The organism is Streptomyces sioyaensis (genome assembly GCF_004122735.1).
GTDB lineage: Bacteria > Actinomycetota > Actinomycetes > Streptomycetales > Streptomycetaceae > Streptomyces > Streptomyces sioyaensis.
In genome coordinates, this window is record NZ_SDIF01000022.1 from 78,701 (window position 1) to 92,713 (window position 14,013).

Consider the following 14,013-nt stretch of genomic DNA (forward strand, 5'->3'; position numbering starts at 1 on the left):
CGATGACGGCCGGCGCAGGCGCGCGCTACAGTCCCCGGAACAGCGACGTTACCGATCGGTAAGGGGAGCGGCATGAGGCTTGGCATCAACCTCGGCTACTGGGGCGCCGGGATGGATTCCGACAATCTCGCGGTGGCGCAGGAAGCCGACCGCCTCGGATACTCCGTCTGCTGGGCCGCCGAGGCCTACGGCTCCGACGCCGCAACGGTCCTCTCCTGGGTCGCCGCCCAGACCGAGCGCATCGACATCGGTTCGGCGATCTTCCAGATCCCGGCGCGCGCGCCCGCCATGACCGCGATGACGGCCGCGACCCTGGACTCGCTCTCCGGCGGCCGCTTCCGGCTGGGCCTGGGCGTCTCCGGGCCGCAGGTCTCCGAGGGCTGGTACGGCGTCAAGTTCGACAAGCCGCTGGCCCGCACCCGGGAGTACGTGGACATCGTCCGCAAGGCCATGACCCGCGAGCGGCTGTCCTACGAGGGCGAGCACTGGACCCTGCCGCTGCCCGGTGGCCCCGGCAAGCCGCTGAAGCTCACCGTGCACCCGCAGCGCGAGCACATCCCGCTCTACATCGCCGCGATCGGTCCGAAGAACCTGGAGCAGACCGGCGAGATCGCCGACGGCGCGCTGCTGATCTTCCCCGCCGTCGAGCATCTGGAGGAGACCGCGCTCACCCACCTCCGCGCCGGCCGCGAGAAGGCGGGCAAGACGCTGGACGGGTTCGACATCTGTCCGACGCTGCCGCTGGCCGTGGGCGCGGACAAGGACGTCAGCGCGCTGGCCGACATCTTCCGCCCGTACACCGCCCTGTACGTCGGCGGCATGGGCAGCCCGAAGCAGAACTTCTACAACCAGCTGGCCCGGCGCATGGGGTACGAGAAGGAAGCCGCCGAGATCCAGGACAGGTACCTGTCCGGCGACAAGGAGGGCGCCGCCGCCGCGATCCCGGAGCGGCTGATCGACCAGACCACGCTGCTCGGTTCCGTCGAGCGGATCGCGGAGCGGATGCAGGCCTACGCGGCGGCGGGCGTGACCACACTGTCGCTGGCCCCGGCGGGCTTCGCCCTGGAGGACCGGCTGGCGTCGCTGCGGGCGGGCATCGAGGCCCTGGAGCGCGCCGGACTGGCGTAGGGTCTGTCGTTTGGATCAGGCCTTGGTCCCTCAGGGGCGCCGGGTCTGCGCGGGGGCCGCTCGGCCCGTCCCGTCACGGTCCGGCGCCATGACGCCGGACCGGACATACGCAGCGGCCGTGGTGGGGGCTCGGGGGAACCTCCCCGCCACGACCGTCGCGCTGCACAACGCGGTGGCGGGCAGGCTGGTTACGCCCGCCACGGGGGCGGCTGCCGCCCGAACGGGCCAAGGGCCCGTGACTGCGGTTGCCGCCCACGGAACACCCCACTTGACTCGTTCTTTGCGGGTGTGTCCGTTCGGAGGTGGCGCAGATGTTCTCGGCCCGAAGCCTGTTCCAGGAGATCGTCGACAACGACGACTCCTACCGACTGTTCTGTTCCATCGCGGCGAGCGGCGAGGCCCAGGGCGGCTGGGAGAACGGCCGGATCGCCGCGCTGATCCCGGTCTCCATGCGCGCGCTGGCGCCCAAGGTCAGCCGGCACGGCGCCGACGAGGACAAACACGGCCGGATCTTCCACGCCCTGATGCGCCGGCGCGGCCTGACGCCCACCACGGTCCCCGAAGAGACCGACTACACCGCCCTGCTGGAGCGGCACGGCATCGGTCTGGCGCACGACAAGCTGCGCCGCAACGAGCCGCTCACCGAGCACGACATCATCACCTACCTCGCCCACAGCCGGGTCACCGAACAGCGCGCCGCCGACCAGATGGAGATGCTCACCCGGTACTTCGGCGACCACCCCGAGGTGGGCAAGGCGATCCGGATGATCGGCCATGACGAGGCGAACCACCTCGCCTACTGCCACGAGGAGCTGCTGCGGCTGGCCGGCGCCGGGCACGGCCGGACCATCCAGCGCATCCTGCACGAGTGTGCCCGTGCCGAGATCGCCATCTACCGGGACGTCAGCCTGGCCGTGATGGACCACATGGGCCGCATCTTGTCGTGGCCGAAGGCGAAGTCCGCCGCGCTCGCCACCGGGATCCGGGCGATGTACGCCTATGAGCGGCTGGGCGGCTGGCGGCGGATGGTCAGCCTCCAGATGCCCGAGCAGCGAGACGCGCTGGGCGGGCCGGCGGCCTCGGCACCGGAATTCGCCTGAGCCTCCCGCCCGGAGGCGCCGGGAGGCTCCCCGGCGTCACAGCCAGCCGCGGCGCTTGAACAGCCGGTACAGCGACACCTCGATGACGACCATCAGCCCCAGGATCACCGGATACCCCAGGTGCCACTGCAGCTCCGGCATGTCGTGGAAGTTCATGCCGTAGATGCCGGCGATCAGCGTGGGGACGGCCGCCAGCGCCGCCCAGGAAGAGATCTTGCGCATGTCGTCGTTCTGCCGTACGCCCATCTGCGCGAGATGGGCGGCGAGAATGTCCGAGAGCAGCCGGTCCAGGCCCTCCACCGACTCGTTGGCGCGGGTGAGGTGGTCCTCGACATCGCGGAAGAACGGGCGGGCGTGGTCATGGACGAACGGCACCCCGGGGTTCTGCAGCCGGGCCATCGGCTCCGCCAACGGGCCGGTCGCCCGGCGGAATTCGAGCACCTCGCGCTTGAAGGCGTAGATCTCGGCGGCGGTGTTCCGGGTGTCCTGGCCGCGCACCGGAGCGAACACCTCCGCCTCCAACTCCTCCAGGTCCACCTGGAGTTCGGCCGCCACCTCGATGTAGTGGTCCACCACCGCGTCGCTGACCGCGTACAGCACCGCTCCCGGGCCGTGCCGCAGGATCTCCGGGTGCTCCTCCAGCCGGTGCCGTACCGCGGTCAGGGGGCTGGCCTCCCCGTGGCGGACGGTCACCACGAACGAGTCGCCGACGAAGACCATCAGCTCCGAAGCGGTCACCGTGTCCGCCCGGTCGTCGTAGGTGACCGGCTTCAGCACCATGAACAGGGAATCGTCGTAGACCTCCAGCTTGGGCCGCTGGTGTGCCTTGAGGGCGTCCTCGACCGCCAGCGGATGCAGCGCGAACTCGGACCTGACGAGTGCGAACTCCTCCTCCGTCGGCTCGTACATCCCCAGCCACAGGAAGGAATGTCCCTCGGCCCGCGCCGCATGCAGGGCATCGGAGAAGTCCGTCGCGCACTCGTTGCGACGGCCTTCCCGGTAGATGGCGCAGTCCACGATCACATCTGGCATTCTCGCCCCTCGCCCGGCCACCTGCCAGAAAGGCGACCGCGGAACGTAGGCTGGCGGTCATGCCCACGCTGATCCTGGTGCGGCACGGCCGCTCCACCGCCAACACCGCCGGGGTGCTCGCCGGGCGGGCGCCCGGAGTCGCCCTCGACGAGCGCGGCGCCGCCCAGTCCGCCGCGCTGCCCGCCCGCCTCGCGCAGGTGCCGCTGACCGCCGTCGTCTCCAGCCCGCTGCAGCGCTGCCGGGAGACCATGGGGCCGCTGCTGGACGCCCGGCCGTGGCTCACCCTGCACATCGAGGACCGGATCAACGAGTGCGACTACGGCGACTGGTCGGGCCGCAAACTCGCCGAGCTGAGCGACGAGCCGCTGATGGAGGTCGTCCAGCGGCACCCGTCCGCGGCGGCCTTCCCCGGCGGCGAGTCGCTGCGCGCCATGCAGGCGCGGGCGGTGGACGCGGTACGCGACTGGAACGCCCGGATCGAGGAGGCGCACGGCCCCGAGGCGACCTACGCCATGTGTGCGCACGGTGACATCATCAAGGCGCTGGTCGCCGACGCCCTGGGCATGCACCTCGACCTGTTCCAGCGGATCTCCGTGGAGCCCTGCTCGGTCACCGCGATCCGCTACACGCGGCTGCGCCCCTACCTCGTACGGCTCGGGGACACCGGTGACTTCGGATCGCTCGCGCCCCGGGAGGACGGGGGCAGCGCGGCGGCCTACCGGGACGCGGCCGTCGGTGGTGGTGCGGGAGCAGCGTGATCAGTCGGCGCAGTAGGGTGGTGCGACGGCGCTGCCCGCCACGCCCCTGCGATCCGCGCAGTGACCGCAGGACGTGCAGCGACCGCAGTGACCCCGCAGTCGAGCAATCGGAGCAGGACGTTGTCCCGTCAGGTGTTCTTCTACGACGCGCCGGACCGCTTCGTGGCCGGTACGGTCGGGCTGCCTGGCCGCCGTAGCTTCTACCTCCAGGCCACCGCGGCCGGCCGCACGACCAGCGTCGCCCTGGAGAAGACCCAGGTCGCAGCCCTCGCCGAGCGGATCGACGAGCTGCTGGACGAGGTCGTACGGCGCAGCGGCGGCAACGCGCCGGTGCCCGCGGTGTCGCCCGCCGAGCTGTCCGACACCGCCCCGTTGGAATCGCCGGTCGAAGAGGAATTCCGGGTCGGCACGATGGCGCTGGCCTGGGACGGCGAGGACGAGCGGATGATCGTCGAGGCCCAGGCCCTGGTCGAGCTGGACGCGGACAGCGACGAGGACCTCGCCGACGCCGAGGAGCGGCTGCTCCAGGACGACGAGAACGGCCCGCCGATGCTGCGGGTCCGCCTCACCGGCACCATGGCCAGGGCATTCGCCAAGCGGGCGCTGGAGGTCGTCAACGCCGGCCGCCCGCCGTGCCCGCTGTGCAGCCTGCCGCTCGACCCGGAGGGACACGTATGCCCGCGCCAGAACGGATACCGACGGGACGCCTGAGCGCCATGGAGCCCGCCGCCCACCCGGCCGCCCCGCTGCCCTCTCCCGCCGCTCCGCAGGCCGCGCCGCCACCGGTCACGGGCCCGCGCGACGTCCTCCTCGCCGAGGGGGAGCTGACCGTGCGCGGCCGCATCCAGGAGGCGTCCAACGCCGTGCTCTACTGCACGGTCGCGTACGACGGCACCGCCGCCGCGTGTGTCTACAAGCCGGTCGCCGGCGAGCGCCCGCTGTGGGACTTCCCCGACGGCACGCTCGCCCAGCGTGAGGTGGCCGCGTACGAGATCTCCCGGGCCTGCGGCTGGGACCTGATCCCTCCGACGGTGCTGCGGGACGGCCCGTACGGCACCGGCATGGTCCAGGAGTGGATCGAGCCGCCGGAGAGCGACGACGAGGTGCCCGAGCTGCTCGCCCTGATCGAGGACGAGGAGCCGGGGCCGGGCTGGAAGGCGGTCGGCTTCGCGCAGACCGGCGAGGGCCGTACGGCGCTGCTGGTGCACGCCGACGATCCGCGGCTGCGGCGGCTCGCGGTGCTCGACGCGGTGATCAACAACGGGGACCGCAAGGGCGGACACCTGCTGCCCGGCGCCGGCGGGGAGTTCTTCGCCATCGACCACGGCGTGACGTTCCATGCCGAGGACAAGCTGCGCACGCTGCTGTGGGGGTGGGCGGGGGAGCCGCTGACCGAGGAGGCGCTGGCGGCGCTGCGGGAGCTGGACACGGCGCTGGCGGACGGCCGGCCGCTCGCCGCCCGACTGGCCGAACTGATCACGGACCGCGAGGCCGCGGCGCTGCGCGCGCGGGTGGCCGGGCTGCTGCGCGGCGGCCGGCACCCGGAGCCGAGCGGTGACTGGCCCGCCATCCCCTGGCCGCCCGTCTGAACCGGGCGGCCACCGGGCGGTGACGCCGGGCCTCTCCTGTGCCCGTCCGTCCGGCTTGCACGTCCGTCCGTCGAACACAAGACCGCCTTTCCGGCCAAGAGTCCTGGTCGGTTCGTATGCGGAACTTGCGTCCGGTTACGCTCATGGCATGCATGCATGGCCCGCTTCTGAGGTCCCCGCCCTGCCCGGCCAGGGCCGCGACCTGAGGATCCACGACACCGCGACCGGCGGACGGGTAACCCTCGACCCCGGTCCCGTCGCCCGTATCTACGTCTGCGGCATCACGCCGTACGACGCCACCCACATGGGGCACGCGGCGACCTACAACGCGTTCGACCTGGTTCAGCGCGTGTGGCTCGACACGAAGCGTCAGGTGCACTACGTGCAGAACGTCACCGATGTCGACGATCCGCTGCTGGAGCGGGCCGTGGCCACCGGCGACGACTGGACGGCGCTCGCCGAGCGCGAGACCGCCCTCTTCCGCGAGGACATGACGGCCCTGCGGATGCTGCCGCCCCGCCACTACATCGGCGCGGTCGAGTCGATACCCGGCATCGTCCCGCTGGTGGAGCGGCTGCGCGACGCCGGTGCCGCCTACGAGCTGGACGGTGACATCTACTTCTCCGTCGCGTCCGACCCGCACTTCGGCGAGGTCTCCGGGCTGGACGCCGCGGCGATGCGGCTGCTGTCCGCCGAGCGCGGCGGCGACCCGGAGCGGGAGGGCAAGAAGAACCCGCTCGACCCGATGCTGTGGATGGCGGCCCGCGACGGCGAGCCGAGCTGGGACGGCGCCTCGCTGGGCCGCGGCCGGCCCGGCTGGCACATCGAGTGCGTCGCCATCGCCCTGGACCACCTCGGCATGGGCTTCGACGTCCAGGGCGGCGGCTCCGATCTCGCCTTCCCGCACCACGAGATGGGCGCCTCGCACGCCCAGGCGCTCACCGGTGAGCACCCGTTCGCCAAGGCGTACGTGCACGCCGGGATGGTGGCCCTGAACGGCCAGAAGATGTCCAAGTCCAAGGGCAACCTCGTCTTCGTCTCCACGGTGCGGCGCGACGGCACCGACCCGGCCGCGATCCGGCTGGCGCTGCTCGCCCACCACTACCGCGCCGACTGGGAGTGGACCGACGCCGTGCTGGAGCAGGCCGTGGAGCGGCTGGCGCGCTGGCGTGCCGCCGTCTCCCGTCCCGACGGCCCGTCCGCCGACGCCCTGGTCGAGGAGATCCGTACGGCGCTCGCCGACGACCTGGACTCCCCGGCCGCGCTGGCAGCCGTGGACCGCTGGGTCGCCGCCCAGCAGGCCGACGGCGGCACGGACGAGGGCGCACCCGGCCTCGTCTCCCGTGCGGTCGACGCCCTCCTCGGCGTGGCCCTGTAACACCCGTCCGCTCCGTCCTCAGGGGCGCTTTCGCCGACCGGTGAAAGCGCCCCTGCTCATCTGCGGCGCGCCCGGAAATCCAGCAGCCCGCCGCAAGAGTCCATGGTGGCGCGCCCCGCGGGCGGACTAGAGCTTGCGGTCATGAGGACACCAACAGGACTGCGGGCGGCGGTCGTTGCCGCGCTGCTCGGGCTCGCGATGACGGTCGCGGGGCCGGCGGGCAGCGTACGGGCCGACGGCCGGGCGCCCGCACAGACCGTCGGCGACATCACCGGCTTCGCGGCGGACGGGCCCGTCTACCATCTGCACGCCGGCCGGGCCGAGGCCCGCGTCAGCTTCGTCACCCCCCGTACCTTCCGGCTCGAACTCGCCCCCGATGGCACCTTCTCCGACCCCACCGGCAAGGACATCGTGCTGCCCCAGGGCGCGCCGCCCGCCACCCGCTGGCGGGACACCGGCGACGCCTACGAACTCAGCACCTCCCAGGTCACCCTGAAGGCCTTCAAGGCGCCGCTGCGCTTCGAGCTGCGGCGGGCCGACGGCTCGCTGGTGTGGTCCGAGACGAAGGGGCTGAGCTGGGACGACAAGACCACCACCCAGACCCTCGCGCGCGGCGCCGGTGAGCAGTTCTACGGCGCCGGCATGCAGAACGGCCGCGGCAACACCTCCCACCGCGGCCACACCACCGAGGTCGGGGTGGACTACCACTGGGACGACGGCGGTCACCCCAACTCGGTCCCCTTCTACCTTTCCTCCGCCGGCTACGGCGTCTTCCGCAACACCTACGCGCCCAACACCTACGCCTTCCAGGACCCGGTGACGACCAGCGCGCAGGAACGGCGCTTCGACGCCTATTACTTCGCCGGGCCGAGTGCCAAGGACGTCATCGGCCAGTACACCGCACTGACCGGAAAGCCCTTTCTGCCACCGTTGTACGGGCTGGAGATCGGCGATTCGGACTGCTATCTGCACAATGCCAACCGGGGTGAGCGGCATACTCTCGACGCCCTGAAGGTCGCCGACGGCTATCCGCAGAACGATCTGCCCAATGGCTGGATGCTGGTCAACGACGGTTACGGCTGCGGCTATGAGCATCTCGCCGAGACCTCACAGGGGCTGGGCGAGAGGAAGATGAAGCTCGGGCTGTGGACCGAGGACGGTATCGCCAAACTCGCCGACCAGGTGAAGGCGGGCCAGCGGATCGCGAAACTCGACGTCGCCTGGGTCGGTGACGGCTACAAATTCGCCCTGGACGGCTGCAAGGACGCCTACCGAGGCATCGAGGACAACAGCGACGCGCGGGGCTTCACCTGGGCCCCGGAGAGCTGGTCGGGCGCCCAGCGCTGCGGCGTCCAGTGGTCCGGTGACCAGAGCGGCAGCTGGGACTACATCCGCTGGCAGATTCCGACCTATGCCGGCGCCACCATGTCCGGACTCGCCTATACGACCGGCGATGTGGACGGCATCTTCGGCGGCAGCCCCAAAACCTACGTCCGCGATCTGCAGTGGAAATCCTTCCTCCCGGCGATGATGACGATGGACGGCTGGGCCGCCAGTGACAAACAGCCCTATCGCCAGGGCGAGCCCTACACCTCCATCAACCGCAGATATCTGAAACTGAAGGAATCGCTGCTGCCCTACATGTACTCGTACGCGGCGGAGGCGACCCGCACCGGCGTCGGTCCGGTGCGTCCGCTGGCGCTCGAATATCCCGGTGACCCGAAAGCCGGCACCGACGCCGCGAAGTACGAATTCCTCTCCGGGCAGGATTTCCTCGTCGCGCCCGTCTACCGGGACAGCGACACCCGCGACGGCATCTATCTGCCGAAGGGCACCTGGGTCGACTACTGGTCCGGGCGCACCTACCGGGGCCCGACGACCGTCAACGGCTACAGCGCTCCGCTGGACACCCTGCCGCTGTTCGTCAAGGCCGGGGCCGCCGTCCCCATGTGGCCGGGCATCAGGTCGTATCAGGACCGCACCGCACACTCGCCGCTCGCCTGGGACGTCTATCCGCAGGGCCGTTCCTCGTTCACGCTCTACGAGGACGACGGCGTCACCCGCGCGCACCGGCGGGGCGGCAGCGCCACCCAGCAGGTGCGGGTGGCGGCGCCGCGCTCCGGCGGCGGCGACGTGCGGATCGACGTCGGCGCCCTGCGGGGTGAATTCCACGGCAAGCAGACCGCCCGGCCCTACCGCTTCACCGTGCACACCGGCGACGCCCCGCGCGCCGTCGAGCTGGCCGGGCGGCCGCTGAAGCGGCTCCCGTCCGCGCGGGCGTTCCGGGCGGCGGACGAGGGGTGGCGCTACGACCCCGCGGACCGCGCGGGCGTCGTACAGGTCAAGACCGCCTCCCGCACCACCGGTCGCGCCTTCGCCCTGACGCTCAAGGGCGCGAGCGCCGTCGGCGGCAGAACCCCGGGCGCCCCGGCCGTCGTTGCCACGCCCGGCGGCCAGGAGGTGACCAAGGGCGCACCGACGGCCGTACGGGCCGCCGTCACCGCCGGCACCCGGGACGCCCAGGACGTCTCGGTGACGCTGTCCGCACCCAGGGGCTGGACCACCTCGGCGCCGGTGCACCACCGGCGGATTGCGGCCGGTGCCACCCAGCACGAGACGCTGACCCTGACCGCGCCCCGGGACGCCGCCGGCGCGGACCCGGTCACCGTCACCGCGACCGTCCGCTACCGCGCGGCCGGTGCGTGGCGGACGGCGGTGCACCGGTTCGAGGTACGGGCCGTGCCGCCGGCGCCCGCCGGGGACACCTGGGCGAGCGATCTGGAGTGGCTGAGCGCGGCCAACGGCTACGGTCCGGCCGAACGCGACCGCAGCAACGGCGAGTCGGGGGCGACGGACGGCGCTCCGCTCACCCTCGCCGGAAAGACCTACGCCAAGGGCATCGGCGCGCACGCCGACTCGGACCTGGAGTTCTTCACCGGCGGGCGCTGCATGTCCGTCACCGCGGACGTGGGCATCGACGACGAGATCGCCGACTACGGCGAGGTCGCCTTCTCGGTGGAGGCGGACGGCAAGGTGCTGTGGACCTCACCGAAGCTGACCGGGGCGTCGGCGCCGGTGCCGGTGGACGTACCGCTCGGCGGCGCCCGGCACGTCCGGCTCAAGGTGACCGATACGGACGGCAAGAAGTCCGGTGATCACGGCGACTGGGCGGGGGCGCGCTTCCACTGCGCGCGGTGAGCGCGGCCCCCGTCCGGGGGAGCGCACGCAGGGCGCCGGACCGGCGTGACGGCCGGTCCGGCGCCCTGGCGAACCGGTCAGCGCCCGCTGTCCTCCGGGCCGTCCTCCGGCTTCGCGGAGTCGGCGGAGCCCGCACCGCCGGACGGATCGGACTCGTCCGCGGAGTCCATGGCGTTCTTGTCGTGGCCCGGGTCCGTGGGGCCGCTGCCCGGGTCGTCGCCGGGTCGGGGCTCGCGCGGCTCCTTGGGCACCGGGCGGGGCGGGCGGGTGCGGCCGCTCGGGGTATCGCGGTGGAAGGAGCCGTCGCGGCCGTCGGCGAGCCCGCCCTCGGTCGCCACACCGGGACCGGACTGCGGGTCACGGCGGCGCAGATAGCGCTCGAATTCGCGGGCGATGGCCTCGCCGGACGCCTCCGGCAGATCCGCGGTGTCCCGCGCCTCCTCCAGGGACTGGACGTACTCGGCGACCTCGCTGTCCTCGGCGGCGAGCTGGTCCACGCCCAGCTGCCAGGCGCGTGCGTCCTCGCTCAGCTCGCCGAGCGGGATACGGACGTCGAGGAGGTCCTCCAGGCGGTTGAGCAGGGCGAGGCTGGCCTTCGGGTTGGGCGGCTGCGACACATAGTGCGGTACCGCGGCCCACAGGCTCACCGCGGGGACGCCGGCATGGGTGCACGCCTCCTGGAGGATGCCGACGATGCCCGTCGGGCCCTCGTAGCGGGACTCCTCCAGGTCCATGCGGCGCGCGAGTTCCGCGTCGGAGGTGACGCCGCTGACCGGGACCGGGCGGGTGTGCGGGGTGTCGCCGAGCAGCGAGCCCAGCACCACCAGCATCTCCACACCCAACTCATGGGCAAATCCCAGGATTTCGTTGCAGAACGAGCGCCAGCGCATGCTCGGCTCGATGCCGCGGACCAGGACGAGGTCCCGCGCCCGCCCCTTGCCGTTCGCGTCGCCCACGCGGACGACGGAGAGCCGGGTCGTGGGCCACGTGATCTTGCGTACGCCGCCGTCCAGGAAGACGGTGGGACGGTTCACCTGGAAGTCGTAATAGTCCTCGGCGTCGAGCGCGGCGAAGACCTCGCCCTTCCACTCCCGGTCCAGATGCGCGACCGCGGCGGAGGCGGCGTCGCCGGCGTCGTTCCAGCCCTCGAACGCGGCCACCATGACCGGGTCGATCAGCTCGGGCACCCCCTCGAGCTCGATCACCCAGCGCCTCCTTCCGACCGGTCCGGCCGCCTGGGGCGGCCGCCGGCAGCAGTTCCTTTGCGTGCGATCCCAAGACTACGGCTTCTGTGGTGCCGGTATGCAGCCCCTTTCCAGCAAGGGGTAGTGATTCATCCGATCTGTTTGCGCGTCCGTTGCCCTCCGCCGGTCCAACTTCCGTACGGGGGCTGGACGTCGTCTCGCGCGAAGGGCTATACATCGGATGACCCGGAAAGGTCCGATGTTCTTCCCCAACATCTCAGGGGGCATGCGCATGGCCGGTTCCGATACCCTCACCGCGCTCGACTGCCACGACATCCGCTTCCCCACCTCGGACCGGCTCGACGGCTCGGACGCCATGAACCCGGACCCCGACTACTCCGCCGCCTACGTCGTGCTCCGCACCACGGGCGGCCCGCAGGGGCACGGCCTCTGTTTCACCATAGGACGCGGCAACGAGGTCATGGCCGCCGCGATCCGGTCGCTCGCACCGCACCTCACCGGCCGCCCCGCGCCCGCCACCGCCGCCGATCTCGCCGCACTCCACCACGACCTCACCCATGACTCGCAGCTGCGCTGGCTCGGTCCCGAAAAGGGCGTGATGCAGATGGCGGCCGGCGCGGTGGTCAACGCCGCCTGGGACCTGGCCGCCCGCCGCGCCGGACTGCCGGTGTGGCAGTTCCTGGCCACCCTGACCCCCGAGGAACTCGTCTCGCTCGTCGACTTCCGCTACCTCTCCGACGCCCTGACCCCCGGCGAGGCCCTCGCCCTGCTGCGCGCCGCCGAACCGGGCCGCGCCGAGCGCACCGCCCGCCTCAAGGCCGAGGGCTACCCCGCCTACACCACCTCGCCGGGCTGGCTCGGCTACGACGACCGCACGCTGGTGCGGCTGGCACGCGAAGCGGTGGCCGCCGGCTTCGGACAGATCAAGCTGAAGGTGGGCGCGAACCTCGACGACGACCGGCGGCGGCTGCGGCTCGCACGGGACGCGGTCGGCCCCGGCGTACGGATCGCCGTCGACGCCAACCAGCGCTGGGACGTGGCCGAGTCGGTCCGCTGGATGACCGCGCTGGCGCCGTACGCCCCGTACTGGATCGAGGAACCGACCAGCCCGGACGACGTCCTGGGGCACGCCGCGGTGCGCTCCGGCCAGCCCGTGAAGGTCGCCACCGGGGAGCACATCGCCAACCGGGTGGTCTTCAAGCAGCTGTTGCAGGCCGGCGCCGTGGACTTCGTGCAGATCGACGCGGCGCGGGTGGCCGGGGTCAACGAGAACCTCGCGATCCTGCTGCTGGCCGCGAAGTACGGCGTACCGGTCTGCCCGCACGCGGGCGGGGTGGGGCTGTGCGAGCTGGTGCAGCACCTGGCGATGTTCGACTACGTGGCGGTCTCCGGAACCCGCGAGGACCGGGTGATCGAGTACGTCGACCATCTGCACGACCACTTCAGCGATCCGGTCGTCATCGAGCGCGGCCGCTACCGCGCCCCGGCCGCGCCCGGCTTCTCGGCCCGGATGAAACCCGCCTCGCTCACCGCTTACCGCTTTCCCGACGGGCCCGTGTGGCGCGCCCGCCGCACGCAGCCGGACCGGCCCGACGCACAGGAGGTCACCGCATGAGTGCCGCACCGCACACCGGCCCACCACCGGCCGACTTCACGGGCATGGCCGCCCTCGTCACCGGCGGCGCCTCCGGCATCGGAGCGGCCACCGCCGCGCTCCTACGGGACCGCGGCGCCCGGGTCGCCGTCCTGGACCGGGACCCCTCCGGGGCGCCCGCCGGGACGATCCCGGTCCGGGCCGATGTCACCGACGACGGCGCGGTACGGGCCGCCGTCGCCCGGGCGGTGGCCGAACTCGGCGCCCTGCACACCCTCGTCGGCAACGCCGGCATCGGCGCCGTGGGCACCGTCGAGGACAACGACGACGCGGAGTGGCACCGGGTCCTGGACGTGAACGTGCTGGGCCTGGTGCGCTGCGCCCGCGCCGCGCTCCCGGCGCTGCGCCGCACCGCCGCCGGGGCCCCGGGCCGGGTGTCCATCACCCACACCTGTTCCATCGCCGCCACCGCGGGGCTGCCGCAGCGCGCGCTGTACGCCGCCGGCAAGGGCGCGGTCCTCTCGCTGACCCTCGCCATGGCCGCCGACCACCTCCGCGAGGGCATCCGCGTCAACTGCGTCAATCCGGGCACCGCCGACACCCCGTGGATCGACCGGCTGCTGGCCGCGGCCGACGACCCGGCCGCCGAACGCGCCGCCCTGCACGCCCGCCAGCCGATGGGCCGGATGGTCACCGCGGGCGAAGTGGCCGCCGCCATCGCCTCGTTGGCGTCCCCGGCGGCCTCCGGCATCACGGGGACGGCCCTCGCCGTGGACGGGGGGATGCAGGGGGTGCGGTTGCGGCCTGGTACCTGAATCGCCTCGTCCGGTGCGTGAACTGCTTTGTCGCCTGGATCGCCTCGTCCGCTGCCGAACCGCTTCGTTCCCTGGATCGGCTCGTCCGCTGCCGGAACCGCCTCGTCACCTGAGCCGCCGCGTCCGCTGCTTGAACCGTCTCGTACCTGAATTGCCTCGTCCGCTTCGACCCCGCAGGGCTTCCCCCGCCCCCTCCCCCTCCTCCACCTTCGGGGG

General features: G+C 72.3%; 11 protein-coding genes. 9 read left to right on the forward strand and 2 right to left on the reverse strand.

Translation table 11 applies throughout. The annotated features are described in order from the left end of the window. The first annotated feature begins 72 nt into the window (after nt 1–72). Both EST54_RS11015 and EST54_RS11020 read left to right on the forward strand, forming a co-directional pair. On the forward strand, nt 73–1,128 hold the full coding sequence (locus tag EST54_RS11015) for an LLM class F420-dependent oxidoreductase (protein WP_129247419.1): 1,056 nt from the start codon (nt 73–75) through the stop codon (nt 1,126–1,128). Nucleotides 1,129–1,439: 311 nt separating this feature from the next. After that, nucleotides 1,440–2,228: a ferritin family protein gene (locus EST54_RS11020; protein ID WP_129247420.1), complete on the forward strand. Its 789-nt coding sequence runs from the start codon at nt 1,440–1,442 to the stop codon at nt 2,226–2,228. A 36-nt stretch (nt 2,229–2,264) separates the two neighbouring features. Here EST54_RS11020 and corA read toward each other — a convergent pair whose 3' ends face one another. Beyond that, nucleotides 2,265–3,260 carry a magnesium/cobalt transporter CorA gene (corA, locus tag EST54_RS11025; protein WP_129247421.1) on the reverse strand — a complete coding sequence of 332 codons (996 nt, stop codon included), beginning with the start codon at nt 3,258–3,260 and terminating at the stop codon, nt 2,265–2,267. Nucleotides 3,261–3,319: 59 nt separating this feature from the next. On the opposite strand from corA, the gene EST54_RS11030 reads away from it, so the two are divergent. From EST54_RS11030 to EST54_RS11050, 5 genes are all read left to right on the forward strand, one after another. Further along, nucleotides 3,320–4,018, forward strand: coding sequence for a histidine phosphatase family protein (locus EST54_RS11030; RefSeq protein ID WP_129247422.1), 699 nt, complete (start codon nt 3,320–3,322; stop codon nt 4,016–4,018). Nucleotides 4,019–4,138: 120 nt separating this feature from the next. After that, complete coding sequence (locus tag EST54_RS11035; protein ID WP_129247423.1) at nt 4,139–4,729, forward strand: DUF3090 domain-containing protein; 591 nt, start codon at nt 4,139–4,141, stop codon at nt 4,727–4,729. Beyond that, a complete protein-coding gene (locus EST54_RS11040) occupies nt 4,693–5,607 on the forward strand; it encodes an SCO1664 family protein (protein WP_129247424.1) in 915 nt (304 codons plus the stop codon). The genes EST54_RS11035 and EST54_RS11040 overlap by 37 nt, the downstream gene beginning before the upstream one ends. Nucleotides 5,608–5,755: 148 nt before the next feature. Then, nucleotides 5,756–6,985 carry a cysteine--1-D-myo-inosityl 2-amino-2-deoxy-alpha-D-glucopyranoside ligase gene (gene mshC, locus EST54_RS11045; protein WP_129247425.1) on the forward strand — a complete coding sequence of 410 codons (1,230 nt, stop codon included), beginning with the start codon at nt 5,756–5,758 and terminating at the stop codon, nt 6,983–6,985. Nucleotides 6,986–7,126: 141 nt separating this feature from the next. Beyond that, the gene (locus EST54_RS11050; protein ID WP_129247426.1) at nt 7,127–10,183 is read left to right on the forward strand and encodes an NPCBM/NEW2 domain-containing protein; all 3,057 of its coding nucleotides are present in this window, start codon (nt 7,127–7,129) and stop codon (nt 10,181–10,183) included. 77 nt (nt 10,184–10,260) lie between these two features. Here the strand turns inward: EST54_RS11050 and EST54_RS11055 are convergent, their stop codons facing one another. Next, nucleotides 10,261–11,388 carry a PAC2 family protein gene (locus EST54_RS11055; RefSeq protein WP_129247427.1) on the reverse strand — a complete coding sequence of 376 codons (1,128 nt, stop codon included), beginning with the start codon at nt 11,386–11,388 and terminating at the stop codon, nt 10,261–10,263. A gap of 271 nt (nt 11,389–11,659) precedes the next feature. On the opposite strand from EST54_RS11055, the gene EST54_RS11060 reads away from it, so the two are divergent. Both EST54_RS11060 and EST54_RS11065 read left to right on the forward strand, forming a co-directional pair. Next, entirely contained in the window at nt 11,660–13,003 is a 1,344-nt protein-coding gene (locus EST54_RS11060; RefSeq protein ID WP_129247428.1) for an enolase C-terminal domain-like protein, read from the forward strand. After that, nucleotides 13,000–13,797, forward strand: coding sequence for an SDR family NAD(P)-dependent oxidoreductase (locus EST54_RS11065; protein WP_129247429.1), 798 nt, complete (start codon nt 13,000–13,002; stop codon nt 13,795–13,797). The genes EST54_RS11060 and EST54_RS11065 overlap by 4 nt, the downstream gene beginning before the upstream one ends. Nucleotides 13,798–14,013: the final 216 nt, after the last annotated feature.